This is a genomic window from Pseudomonas putida, from assembly GCF_001941965.1.
Lineage (GTDB): Bacteria > Pseudomonadota > Gammaproteobacteria > Pseudomonadales > Pseudomonadaceae > Aquipseudomonas > Aquipseudomonas putida_L.
This window is the reverse complement of sequence record NZ_MKZO01000002.1, coordinates 24444-36653: the sequence shown is the minus strand read 5'-3', so window position 1 is coordinate 36653 and position 12210 is coordinate 24444. Positions and strand designations below refer to the sequence as shown.

The following is a 12210-nucleotide window of genomic DNA, read 5'->3' as shown; positions in this document are numbered from 1 at the left end:
CTCGGGGGAAAGGTTAGACACTAGTGAGTGGCCGTGTGGCTGATTCGTGCATTCGGATCAGCCACGTCCGGCATCAGGCGTGGATCAGGACTGCTTTTCGTCCGCAGCCTTGTCGGTCGGATTCTCGATCAGCTTCTTCAGTTCTTCGCTCATCGGGAACTGCAGGTTCAGGCCTTTTGGCGGTACTGGCTGCTGGAACCACTTGTCGTAGATCTTGTTGATCTCGCCGGACTTGTACAGGGCGACGATGGCGTCATCCACGGCTTTCTTGAAGGCCGGGTCGTCCTTGCGCACCATGCAGCCGTAGATCTCGTAGGACTGCGGAGTACCAGTGATGACCCAGTCGGCCGGCTTCTTGGCCTTGGCCATTTCGCCGGCGAGCAGGGCGTCGTCCATCATGAAGGCCACGGCGCGGCCGCTTTCCAGCATGTTGAAGGCTTCGCCGTGGTCCTTGGCGGAGATCACGTTCATCTTCATCTGCTTGTCGGCGTTCATCGCCTTGAGCAGGCGCTCGGAGGTGGTACCGGCGGTGGTCACCACGTTCTTGCCGGCCAGGTCCGGGAAGTCCTTGTAGGTGGGTTGTCCGTCCTTGACCTTGGTCAGCAGGCGGGTACCGACTTCGAAGATGCCGACGGAGAAGGCAACCTGCTGCTGGCGCTCGACGTTGTTGGTGGTGGAGCCGCATTCCAGGTCGACGGTGCCGTTCTGCACCAGCGGGATACGGGTCTGGGAGGTGACCAGGTTGTAGCGGGCCTTGAGGTCCGGAGCGTTCAGCTCTTTCTTCAGGTGTTCGACCACGGCGACCTGGATGTCATGGGAGTAGCCCACGGGCTCCGGCTTGCCGGCCAGGTAGGAAAACGGAATGGAAGAGTCGCGGTGGCCCAGGGTGATGGTGCCCGAGTCCTTGATCTTTTTCAGGGTGCCGGTGAGCTCTTCGGCCATGACAGGGGAAGAGATCACGGCGGCCGCGATTGCAGCGCCCAACAGATGACGAACGATACGCATCGAATTTTCCTCGAGGTGTGTTTGTTTTTCTTATGAGGCCGTTGGCCGGCCGTTCGTTCAGCGACCGCTGCGTTTCCACATCGGCGCATTCGGGTTGTGAGTGTAGAGCATGAGTCGTGCCAGGCCGTGATTTCGATCAGCGAAGCCCGTCCTACAGGGGTAGCAGAGGTTTTTGACGGGGGTTTTACAGCGCGGGATATCCGGTAGGCCGAATGGGGCGGGGTAGAGCGTTCGGGAAACCGAACGCCGAGTAAACATCTTGTTTCATGTGTTGCTCTTTCGGGCCCTATCGCTGCATGGGTATCTACACAACTAGGGCTGAAGGCTGACGCAATTCAGGTAGGAGCGTGGCTTGCCCGCGAAGGGCCGCAAAGCGGCCCCAAAACCTGCCACGCCGAGTATCTGGAGTACAGCAGTCGAGCAGGCGCTGATTCCAGAAAAGCGCTCTCCATCTAGCTCGTGCTGGATGGTTTTGGGGCCGCTTTGCGGCCCTTCGCGGGCAAGCCACGCTCCTACAGATTCTGCGTTGACCCGCCATCCGTTTCTGAGCGAGAGATGTGTAGATACCTATGCCTATCGCTGGCAAGCCAGCTCCCACAGGTACAGCGGTGTTCTCAAGAACAGTGGTGAACCTGTGGGAGCTGGCTTGCCAGCGATAGGGCCTTCAGCAGCACTGAAAAATTAGGCAGCTTGGCTCAACTCCCGGCGCTGCAGATAACCAACCAGGTTCTGCTGCTCACCCTCGCTCATGAACAGGCCCAACTTGCTGCGCCGCCACAGGATGTCCTCGGCCGATACCGCCCACTCTTCCCTGCACAGATAATCCACTTCCCGGCCAAACAACCCGCCGCCCAGCGCCTCACCCAGGTCTTCCGGCCCCTTCGCCCCGTCCAGCAACTGCCAGGTGCGGCTGCCGTAGGTCAGCGCCCAGCGCTTGGCCAGCGCCGCCGGCAGCCAGCCGAAACGCGCGAGGATCTCGTCGCACAGGGCCTGTGGCGTGCTCATGCCTTCACCGCCCGGCAGCGGCGCAGTCGCGGTCCAGCTGCCGGTCATCTGGGTGAACCACGGCGCCAGTTCGCCCATGGCCGATTCGGCCAGCTTGCGGTAGGTGGTCAGCTTGCCGCCGAATACCGACAGCAGCGGCGCCTGGCCGTCCTCGGAGGACAGCGCCAGGGTGTAGTCGCGGGTCACCGCCGAAGGGTTGTCCGACTCGTCGTTGCACAGCGGGCGCACGCCGGAATAGGTGTGCAGGATGTCGTCGCGGCTCAGGCGCTGCTTGAAGTGCTGGTTGACCACCTTGAGCAGGTAGCCGGTTTCTTCCTCGGTGATCTGCACCCGGGCCGGGTCGCCGCTGTATTCGCGGTCGGTGGTGCCGATCAGGGTGAAGCGTTCCAGGTAGGGGATGCAGAAGACGATGCGCTGGTCCTCGTTCTGCAGGATGTAGGCGTGCTCGCCCTCGTAGAACTTCGGCACGATCAGGTGGCTGCCCTGGATCAGGCGGATGCCGTAGGGCGCGTCGAGATGCAGGTCATCCTTGATGAACTTCGCCACCCACGGGCCGGCGGCATTCACCAGCGAACGGGCCTGGATGCTTTGCAGGCTGCCGTCGGCGCGCTCGATCTGCACGTTCCACAGCTTGCCGTGGCGGCTGGCGCTGACGCAGCGGGTGCGGGTGAGGATGTGCGCGCCGCGTTCACGGGCGGCCATGGCGTTGAGCACCACCAGGCGGGCGTCGTCCACGGCGCAGTCGGCATATTCGAAACCGCGGGTGATCTCCGCCTTCAGCGGGTTGCCGTCGCCGAAGCGCAGGCTGCGTGAGGCACCGAGTTTCTTGCGCTTGCCGAGGTTGTCGTAGAGGAACAGGCCGGCACGGATCATCCAGGCCGGGCGCAGGTGCGGGCGGTGCGGCAGGACGAAACGCATCGGCTTGACGATATGCGGCGCCTTGGCCAGCAGCACCTCGCGTTCGGCCAGGGCCTCGCGCACCAGGCGGAATTCGTAATGTTCGAGATAGCGCAGGCCGCCGTGGATCAGCTTGCTGCTGGCCGAGGAGGTGTGGCTGGCCAGGTCGTCCTTTTCGCAAAGGAACACCGACAGGCCGCGTCCGGCAGCATCGGCGGCGATGCCGACACCATTGATGCCGCCACCAATGACGGCGACGTCATAGATTTCGGCAAGGATGGGAGCGCTGGAATGGGACACGGCACGGCCTCTCGAAAGTCGTTTTGATATCTTTTATGAACATGAATGTTCGTATTCGAAAATGTTAGCCGAACGAAAAGCCGCCGGCCAGTGACTTTTCATAGAAAATACTGATCGGGTTACAAACAAATGAAAAATTTCGAACATTGACGCCGCCACCGGGTGCGGTGGCGGCCGGAGGCGGGATCAGACGACTTCGAGGCGGATCTTGTGCTGGTTGAGCAACTGGGTCAGGGCGCTGACCGGTGCCTGGTCGGTCACCAGGCAGTCGATCAGGCTGATCGAACCCAGGCGCACCATGGCGTTGCGCCCGAACTTGCTGGAGTCGGCAGCCAGAATCACCTGGCGCGCGTTGGCGATGATCGCCTGGGACACCCGCACTTCCTGGTAGTCGAAGTCCAGCAGGCTGCCGTCCTCGTCGATGCCGCTGATGCCGACCAGGGCGAAGTCGACCTTGAACTGGCTGATGAAATCGACGCTGGCCTGGCCCACCACACCGCCGTCGCGGCGCACGGTGCCGCCAGCCAGTTGCACTTCGAAATCGTCCTTGGCACTGAGGATCGACGCCACATGCAGGTTGTTGGTGATGATCTTCAGGTGGTTGTGGTTGAGCAGGGCGCGGGCGATGGATTCGGTGGTGGTGCCGATATTGATGAACAGCGAAGCATGATCGGGAATCTGCCGGGCCACGGCTTCGGCGATGCGCTGCTTCTCGTCGCGCATCTGGTCGGCGCGCATGGCATAGGCGGTGTTTTCGATACTGGAGTCGTAGGCCGCGCCACCGTGATAGCGGCGCAGCAGATTGACCTCCGCCAACTGGTTGATATCGCGGCGGATGGTTTGCGGGGTGACGACGAACAACTGCGCCATTTCCTCGATACTGACGTAGCCGCGTTCACGGACCAGTTCGAGAATTTGTTGTTGGCGGGGAGGCAGATTCATGGGCGTCCTTCAGGGCGGCCGAAAAATGCTGCAATGATGCCGGAGGAAGGGGCCGGGGACCAGTCTGAACGCGGCTTCGGCATGGCATGCAGCGCAGTCTGTTGCTGATCGAACAGACTGCGCCACGCTGCTGAAACGTTATTCCTCGTGCGGCTCCCAATCGCGGGTGCGATCGACCGCCTTGAGCCAGCCGCTGTACAGCTTCTCCTTCGCCGCCTCTTCCAGTTGCGGGGTGAACTCGCGCTCGATCAGCGCCTTGCCGCGCAGCTCGTCCAGGCCGCTCCAGAAACCGCAGGCCAGGCCCGCCAGGTAGGCAGCGCCGAGGGCCGTGGTTTCGCGCATCTGCGGGCGCTCGACACAGGTGCCGAGGATGTCCGCCTGGAACTGCATGAGGAAGTTGTTGGCTACCGCGCCGCCGTCCACGCGCAGGGCGCTGAGGCGCTGACCGCAGTCCTGCTGCATGGCGTCGAGGACGTCGCGGGTCTGGTAGGCAATGGACTCCAGGGCGGCGCGGATGATGTGATCGACCTTGACCCCGCGGGTCAGGCCGAACAGGGCGCCGCGGGCATACGGATCCCAGTAGGGCGCGCCGAGGCCGGTGAAGGCCGGCACCAGGTACACGCCGTTGCTGTCCTTGACCTTGCTGGCGAAGTACTCGGTGTCATGGGCGTCGTTGACGATCTTCAGCTCGTCGCGCAGCCACTGCACGGTAGAGCCGCCGTTGAACACCGCGCCTTCCAGGGCGTAGGCCACTTCGCCGCGGGGGCCGCAGGCGATGGTGGTGAGCAGGCCGTGGGACGACTGCACCGCCTTGTCGCCGGTGTTCATCAGCAGGAAGCAGCCGGTGCCGTAGGTGTTCTTGGCCTGGCCCGGTTCCACGCACATCTGGCCGAACAGCGCGGCCTGCTGGTCGCCGGCGATACCGGCGATGGCGATACCGCTCTTGGTGTGGCCGTAGATCTCGGAGGACGGGCGTACCGGCGGCAGCATCTGTTTCGGGATGCCCAGCACTTCGAGCATTTTTTCATCCCATTGCAGGGTATGAATGTTGAACAGCATGGTCCGCGAGGCGTTGGTGTAGTCGGTGACATGCACCTTGCCGCCGGAGAACTTCCAGATCAGCCAGGTATCCACGGTGCCGAACAGCAGTTCGCCGCGTTCGGCGCGCTCGCGCACGCCATCGACGTTGTCGAGGATCCACTTCAGCTTGGTCCCGGAGAAGTACGGGTCGGTGACCAGGCCGGTGGTTTCGCGGATGTAGTCCTGCAGGCCGTCACGCTTGAGCTGCTCGCAGATCTCGGTGCTGCGCCGGCACTGCCAGACGATGGCGTTATAGACCGGGCGCCCGGTTTCCTTGTCCCAGACCACGGTGGTTTCGCGCTGGTTGGTGATACCGATGGCGGCGACCTGGTCATGGCTGATCCCGGCCTGGGCCAGGGCTTCGACCATGGTCGCGCTCTGGGTGGCGAAGATTTCCATCGGGTCGTGCTCGACCCAGCCGGCTTGCGGGTAGTGCTGGGCGAACTCGCGCTGGGAGGTGCCGACCACGTTGGCGTCACGGTCGAAGATGATGGCCCGCGAACTGGTCGTGCCCTGGTCAAGGGCGATGATGTAGTTCTTGTTCTGAAGGTCTGTCATGTCGTTGGCCTTGCAGTGAATAGGGTAGGAGTCAGGGTTCGCTGATCGCGGTGCGGATCAGGACGCCTGGGTCTTGCCTTGAGCGTTGTCGTCGCTCGGGGCGGTTGCCGCAGCGGCATCGGGCAGGCTGCGGGCGAACACGCCGCGGTACAGGGCGGCACCGAGACTGGCTCCCATGATCGGCGCGAACACCGGAACGAGGAAGTAGGGAATATCACGACCGCCGGTAAAGGCCACTTCGCCCCAGCCGGCAAGGAAGGTCATCAGCTTGGGCCCGAAATCCCGTGCCGGGTTCATCGCGAAGCCGGTCAGCGGGCCCATGGCGCTGCCGATCACGGCGATCAGCAGGCCGATCAGCAGCGGTGCCAGCGGGCCGCGGGGCAGGCCGTTGTTGTCGTCGGTCAGGGCCATGATCACGGCCATGAGGATTGCGGTGATCACCACTTCGACGAGGAAGGCCTGGCCGGTGGACAGGGCCGGGTGTGGGTAGGTGGAGAACACCGAGGCCAGCTCGAGGCTGGCCTGGCTGCCGCGGACCATGGCATGGGTCTGTTCGTAATCGAAGAACAGGTTGCTGTACAGCGCGTATACGAGCGCCGCGCCGCAGAAGGCGCCGGCGACCTGGGCGAGGATATAGAAGGGCAGTTTGCCTTTTTCGAAACCGGCGAACAGGCACAGGGCGATGCTCACGGCCGGGTTCAGGTGCGCGCCGGAGATCCCGGCGGTCAGGTAGATCGCCATGCTCACGCCGATCCCCCAGATGATGCTGATTTCCCACAGGCCGAAGCTGGCACCCGCGACCTTGAGCGCGGCGACGCACCCGGTGCCGAAGAAGATCAGCAGCGCGGTGCCGAAGAATTCCGCCATGCATTGGCTGGACAACGTCGGTTGTTGTAGAGCAGTCGTCATTCGATACCTCGGTTCTTGTTGTTGTGAGGCGCAGTGAGCGCTCGACGGAAAGCCCGGCGGAAATCCCCATTTCCGGTCAGGCGGGGTGTGCGGGTGCACTTTATAAGGGCACCTATATTCAGAAACGAAAAAATATAGACAAGAAACGCTGATGTCAAAGGTCGAAAGCGAACCGTGATTCATAAACTGACTGGTGGCCCACAAGTCGTCCAGGCCTTGTCCTACAAGCGGATGGTTGTGTGTCGGGATTTGTCCTACAGTAGCCAGCGAATCGAAACCGAACATCGCTGTTGGAGCCCTGCATGACCCCTGCCCTGGATCTGTTGAAGAAGGTTCGCGCCGAACATCGCATTCACAGTTATGAACACGACCCGAAAGCCGCGTCCTACGGCCTTGAGGCGGCCGAGAAGCTGAATCTGAACCCGCAGCAGGTGTTCAAGACGTTGCTGGCAGCGACCGAGAAAGGCGAGTTGCTGGTGGCGGTGGTGCCGGTGGTGGGGACCCTGGACTTGAAGGCTCTGGCACAGGCGGCAGGGGCGAAGAAGTGCGAGATGGCGGATCCGGCGGCGGCGCAGCGTTCAACCGGCTACCTGGTTGGAGGAATCAGCCCACTGGGTCAGAAGAAACGTCTGAGGACGTTTATCGATAAATCTGCGGAGGAATTTCCGACCATCCACGTCAGTGCCGGGCGGCGGGGGCTGGAAGTGGAGTTGGCGGCGGGGGTGCTGGCGGAGCATACCCAGGGCAAGTTTGCGGCGATCGGCAAAGAGTAGAAAAAGTAGCCTTCACACAAACCCCTGTGGGAGCTGGCTTGCCAGCGATGAGGCCGGCCTGAGCAATGATGTTGTCAGATCTGGCCAAATCGCTGGCAAGCCAGCTCCCACAGGGAACGAGTCAACTAGCGGAACTGTAGCGGCGAACGCCGTTCTCGCCGGCAGGCAGCCTGGCCTCGACACTACCCGACGCCGCAAACAGCACCAGGTGATCCGCCGCCACTGCAATCCCCACATCCTGACCCATCTGGTAATCCAGATGGCTCGGGAAAATCGCTTCCAGCTGGGTACCGGTCGCCAATTGCAGCCGATACAGGGTCGAAGCCCCCTGGAAGCTCTTGCCGATGACCTGCGCGTTCAGGGCGCTTTGCGGGGCATGCACGATATCGTCAGGCCTCAGCAGCACGTCCACCGCACCGCCCACCGGCAGGGTATAGGCACGATTACCGCGCAGTTCACCCAGTTCGGTCTGCACGGTTTCCGGGCTGAGCAACTGCCCGCGGATGAAGTAACCCTGGCCAATGAAACTCGCCACGAACGGCGTGGCCGGCTCGTGGTACAGGTTGTATGGCGTATCCCACTGCTCCAGGCGGCCTTCCTTGAACACCCCGACATGGTCGCTGACGGCGAAGGCTTCTTCCTGGTCGTGGGTGACCAGGATGGCACTGGTGCCGCGGCTCTTGAGGATGTCGCGGACCTCATGGCTGAGGCGCCGGCGCAGTTCCACGTCGAGGTTGGAGAACGGCTCGTCGAGCAGCAGCAACTGCGGCTCGGGCGCCAGGGCACGGGCCAGGGCCACCCGTTGCTGCTGGCCACCGGACAGTTCATGGGGATAGCGCCCGCCAAGACCGTCGAGCTTGACCAGTTCCAGCATGTCCTTGACCACGTCCTGCTGGCGCGGGTGCTTGCCGATGCCGAAGGCGACGTTCTGCGCCACGGTCAGGTGCGGGAACAGGGCGTAGTCCTGGAACACCATGCCGATCCGGCGCTTTTCCGGAGCCAGGGTGAACCCGGCCCTGGAAATGACTTCGCCTGCGAGGCTGATCTCGCCACCATGCACCGGCTCGAAGCCGGCGATGGCGCGCAGGGTGGTGGTCTTGCCGCAACCCGAGGAGCCCAGCAAACAGCCGATATCGCCGGCGTTCAGGTGCAGGTTGAGGTTCTGGACGATGCGCGCCTCGCCATAGCCGCAGGCGAGGTTGCGCAGGTTGAGCAACAGAGGCTGACTCATGCGTGGTGATAGGCCGGTTCAACAAGGAATTCGAGAAGTGCCTTCTGGGCGTGCAGGCGGTTTTCAGCCTGGTCCCAGGCGACGACACGCGGGTCGTCGAGTACGTCCATGCTGATTTCCTCGCCACGGTGGGCGGGCAGGCAGTGCATGAACAACACGTCGGCGGCGGCCAGGTCGAGCAACTCGCGGGTCACCTGATACGGTGCGAAATGCTCCAGGCGGCGGGCGGTTTCGTCTTCCTGGCCCATGGAGGTCCAGACGTCGGTGCTCACCAGGTGGGCGCCGCGCACCGCTTCCTTCGGATCGCGGACGATCTGCACGCGGTCACCGGCCTGGGCGACGAAGCGCGGATCCGGCTCGTAGCCTTCCGGGCAGGCGACGCGCAGCTGGAAGTCGAACTGGATCGCCGCTTCTATATAGCTGTTGCACATGTTGTTGCCGTCGCCGATCCAGGCCACGGTCTTGCCCTGGATCGAGCCGCGGTGTTCGAGGAAGGTCTGCATGTCGGCCAGCAGCTGGCACGGGTGCAGGTCGTCGGACAGGCCGTTGATCACCGGCACGCGGGAGTTGGCGGCGAATTCGGTCAGGGTGCTGTGGGCAAAGGTCCGGATCATCACTGCATCGAGCATGCGCGACATGACGATGGCGCAGTCGCCGATCGGCTCGCCGCGGCCCAGCTGGGTATCACGCGGGGAGAGGAAGATCGCCTGGCCGCCGAGCTGGATCATGCCGGCTTCGAAGGACAGCCGGGTACGGGTCGAGGATTTCTCGAAGATCATGCCCAGCACGCGGTTTTTCAGGGGCTCGAAGAGTACGCCGCGGTTACGCAGGTCTTTCAGCTCGATCCCTCGGCGGATCACACTGACCAGTTCATCGGCGGTGAAATCCATCAGGGAGAGAAAGTGCCTAGCGCTCATCATTGACTACCTTTTTGCAACAGACCGCAGATCAGCCATTACCGGTTTTTCGGAAACACGGAGGGGACCTGCGGCGTAAGCCGCACGGGGCGACGAAATAGGGGAAGGCGCAATACTATAATTAAATGTCGCGTCTTACCAAGTGGGGGCTGCTTCGACGGTCTTGGTCGAATACAACGCGTGCCGTCTGTCTGCTCCTTTTTCCAGAGCAAGAGAGCTTTTTACACTGCCCCGGAAGGACTTTGCAACGCAGGGACGGGGCTTTGTCGGTCTCCTGGGACCATCGTCCCGGCTGATGGCGGGCAATTCAGCGGGCGAACATCGCTGGCGGCCCTTCGGAGCCGGGGCCATAGTCGGGGACGGCACTCCCCCCGATCCAGAACAAGAGGCGGCCATGACCAAGACCGTGCACCACCGAGCCTGTCACCTGTGCGAGGCCATCTGCGGCCTGACTTTCGAGCTCGACACCGACGACAGCGGCGCGCCGCGCATCGCCTCGATCAAGGGCGACCCCCAGGACAGCTTCAGCCGCGGGCACATCTGCCCCAAGGCGGTGGCCCTGCAGGATATCCAGAACGATCCCAACCGCCTGCGCGGCCCGGTCGTACGGGTGGGCGAACAATGGCTGCCGATCGCCTGGGGCGAGGCCTTCGAACTGGCGGCGCGCAAGCTCCACGAGATCCAGCAGCGCCACGGGCAGAACGCGGTGGCGGTGTACCAGGGCAATCCCAGCGTGCACAACTACGGGCTGATGACCCACAGCAACTACTTCCTCGGCCTGCTGAAAACCCGCAACCGTTTTTCCGCCACCTCGGTCGACCAGTTGCCCCATCATCTGACCAGCTACCTGATGTACGGTCACGGCCTGCTGCTGCCGATCCCGGACATCGACCACACCGACTTCATGCTGATCCTCGGCGGCAACCCGCTGGCCTCCAACGGCAGCATCATGACCGTGCCGGATGTGGAGAAACGTCTGAAAGCCTTGCAGGCCCGAGGCGGCAAGCTGGTAGTCGTCGATCCGCGGCGCAGCGAGACGGCGGCCATGGCCGACCAGCATCTGTTCGTCCGTCCGGGCGGCGATGCGGCGCTGCTCTGTGGTCTGCTCAATACCCTGTTCGAGGAAGGCCTGACCCGGGCCAGCCCGCTGCCGGTCAGCGGCCTGGATGAGGTGCGTGCGGCGCTGCAACCGTTCACCCCGGAGGTCATGAGCCTACTGTGCGGGATCGACGCCGGTCTGATCCGCCAACTGGCCCGGGACTTCGCCGCTGCCGACAAGGCGGTCTGCTATGGGCGCATGGGCGTGTCGATCCAGGCGTTCGGCACGCTTTGTCACTGGCTGGTGCAACTGATCAACCTGGTCAGCGGCAACCTCGACCGGGTTGGCGGTGCACTGTGCACCGAGCCTGCGGTGGACCTGGTGGCGACCACCAGCGGCGGGCATTTCAATGTCTGGCAGAGCCGGGTTTCCGGGTTGCCGGAGTATGGCGGCGAGCTGCCGGTCTCGGCCCTGGCCGAGGAAATGCTCACCGAAGGCGAGGGCCAGGTGCGGGCCCTGGTCACCGTGGCCGGCAACCCGGTGCTGTCGACGCCCAATGGCCGGCAACTGGAGCAGGCGCTGGACGGGCTGGAGTTCATGCTCAGCATCGATCTCTACATCAACGAGACCACCCGCTATGCCGACCTGATCCTGCCGTCCACCTCGGCGCTGGAGAACGATCACTACGACACCACCTTCAACCTCTTCGCGGTGCGCAATGTCACCCGCTTCAACCGCGCCATCCTGCCCAAGCCGCAGGGAGCGCTGCATGATTGGGAGATTTTCGTCGGCCTGGCCGAGGCCTTTGCGCGGGTCGCCGACAAGCCGCTGAAGCCCACGATCCCGCCGGCGAAGATGATCGATCTGGGGCTGCGTGGCGGGCGCTATGGCGAAGGCTCGGCGTTCGACCTGTCCTTGAAGACTCTCGATCAGCACCCTCACGGCGTCGATCTCGGGCCGTTGCAGCCGAACCTGGCATCACGCCTGAAGACCGAGAGCAAGGCCATCGAAGCGGCACCCGCAGCGCTTCTCGCCGACCTCCAGCGGTTTGCCGCGCAGCAGCCACCAAGCGCCGCGCAATTGCTGCTGATCGGCCGGCGCCATGTGCGCAGCAACAATTCCTGGATGCACAACTTTCATCGCCTGGTCAAAGGCAAGCCGCGGCATCAGTTGCTGATGCACCCGCAGGACCTGGCCGGGCGCCAGTTGCAGGACGGGCAGCGGGTGCGGGTGACGTCGCGGGTCGGCACCATCGAGGTGGAAGTGCTGGCCAGTACCGACATGATGCCCGGGGTGGTCAGCCTGCCTCATGGCTTCGGTCATGCCCGTCCCGGCGTGCTGCTGGATATCGCCAGTGTGCAGGGCGGGGCCAGTGCCAATGACCTGACCGACGAGCGTCTGATCGACGCGTTGTCGGGCAATGCGGTGCTCAATGGCGTGCCGGTGGAAGTGGTTGCTGCTTGATTGTCGGCAAGACCGAGCGTGCGTCTCGGCTTTCCGATACAATGCGCCACCGTGCCGACAACCAGGTCGGAAAGTTCAGCCGAGGTGCTT

Annotated in this window: 9 protein-coding genes; 2 read left to right on the top strand and 7 right to left on the bottom strand. The window is 63.3% G+C overall.

All coding sequences use genetic code 11. The annotated features are described in order from the left end of the window. Positions 1 to 84 precede the first annotated feature (84 nt). The 5 genes from PSEMO_RS01035 to PSEMO_RS01015 all read right to left on the bottom strand — a co-directional run bounded on the left by PSEMO_RS01035 (position 85) and on the right by PSEMO_RS01015 (position 6696). A complete protein-coding gene (locus tag PSEMO_RS01035; RefSeq protein WP_075801327.1) occupies positions 85 to 1005 on the bottom strand; it encodes a glutamate/aspartate ABC transporter substrate-binding protein in 921 nt (306 codons plus the stop codon). A gap of 681 nt (positions 1006 to 1686) precedes the next feature. Further along, the gene (gene glpD, locus PSEMO_RS01030; RefSeq protein WP_086937192.1) at positions 1687 to 3207 is read right to left on the bottom strand and encodes a glycerol-3-phosphate dehydrogenase; all 1521 of its coding nucleotides are present in this window, start codon (positions 3205 to 3207) and stop codon (positions 1687 to 1689) included. A gap of 186 nt (positions 3208 to 3393) precedes the next feature. Next, the gene (locus PSEMO_RS01025; protein WP_075801325.1) at positions 3394 to 4149 is read right to left on the bottom strand and encodes a DeoR/GlpR family transcriptional regulator; all 756 of its coding nucleotides are present in this window, start codon (positions 4147 to 4149) and stop codon (positions 3394 to 3396) included. A gap of 138 nt (positions 4150 to 4287) precedes the next feature. After that, on the bottom strand, positions 4288 to 5787 hold the full coding sequence (gene glpK, locus PSEMO_RS01020; protein WP_075801324.1) for a glycerol kinase GlpK: 1500 nt from the start codon (positions 5785 to 5787) through the stop codon (positions 4288 to 4290). A 57-nt stretch (positions 5788 to 5844) separates the two neighbouring features. Further along, positions 5845 to 6696: an MIP/aquaporin family protein gene (locus PSEMO_RS01015; RefSeq protein ID WP_075801323.1), complete on the bottom strand. Its 852-nt coding sequence runs from the start codon at positions 6694 to 6696 to the stop codon at positions 5845 to 5847. A 302-nt stretch (positions 6697 to 6998) separates the two neighbouring features. Here PSEMO_RS01015 and ybaK point away from each other — a divergent pair, with 302 nt between their 5' ends. Beyond that, a complete protein-coding gene (gene ybaK / locus PSEMO_RS01010) occupies positions 6999 to 7469 on the top strand; it encodes a Cys-tRNA(Pro) deacylase (RefSeq protein ID WP_075801322.1) in 471 nt (156 codons plus the stop codon). A gap of 121 nt (positions 7470 to 7590) precedes the next feature. Here ybaK and PSEMO_RS01005 read toward each other — a convergent pair whose 3' ends face one another. After that, on the bottom strand, positions 7591 to 8700 hold the full coding sequence (locus PSEMO_RS01005) for an ABC transporter ATP-binding protein (protein WP_075801321.1): 1110 nt from the start codon (positions 8698 to 8700) through the stop codon (positions 7591 to 7593). Further along, the gene (gene argF, locus PSEMO_RS01000) at positions 8697 to 9617 is read right to left on the bottom strand and encodes an ornithine carbamoyltransferase (RefSeq protein WP_075801320.1); all 921 of its coding nucleotides are present in this window, start codon (positions 9615 to 9617) and stop codon (positions 8697 to 8699) included. The genes PSEMO_RS01005 and argF overlap by 4 nt, the downstream gene beginning before the upstream one ends. A 394-nt stretch (positions 9618 to 10011) precedes the next feature. Between argF and PSEMO_RS00995 the strand changes: the two genes are divergently transcribed. Then, positions 10012 to 12120 (top strand): molybdopterin oxidoreductase family protein, encoded by a 2109-nt coding sequence (locus PSEMO_RS00995; RefSeq protein ID WP_075801319.1) that lies wholly within the window; start codon positions 10012 to 10014, stop codon positions 12118 to 12120. Positions 12121 to 12210 lie beyond the last annotated feature (90 nt).

Bases quoted from the DNA above. Each gene is read 5' to 3' on its own strand.
- PSEMO_RS00995 (WP_075801319.1), top strand. From the start codon at position 10,012: ATGACCAAGACCGTGCACCACCGAGCCTGTCACCTGTGCGAGGCCATC.
- PSEMO_RS01015 (WP_075801323.1), bottom strand. From the start codon at position 6,696: ATGACGACTGCTCTACAACAACCGACGTTGTCCAGCCAATGCATGGCG.
- ybaK (WP_075801322.1), top strand. From the start codon at position 6,999: ATGACCCCTGCCCTGGATCTGTTGAAGAAGGTTCGCGCCGAACATCGC.
- PSEMO_RS01025 (WP_075801325.1), bottom strand. From the start codon at position 4,149: ATGAATCTGCCTCCCCGCCAACAACAAATTCTCGAACTGGTCCGTGAA.
- glpK (WP_075801324.1), bottom strand. From the start codon at position 5,787: ATGACAGACCTTCAGAACAAGAACTACATCATCGCCCTTGACCAGGGC.
- argF (WP_075801320.1), bottom strand. From the start codon at position 9,617: ATGAGCGCTAGGCACTTTCTCTCCCTGATGGATTTCACCGCCGATGAA.
- PSEMO_RS01035 (WP_075801327.1), bottom strand. From the start codon at position 1,005: ATGCGTATCGTTCGTCATCTGTTGGGCGCTGCAATCGCGGCCGCCGTG.
- PSEMO_RS01005 (WP_075801321.1), bottom strand. From the start codon at position 8,700: ATGAGTCAGCCTCTGTTGCTCAACCTGCGCAACCTCGCCTGCGGCTAT.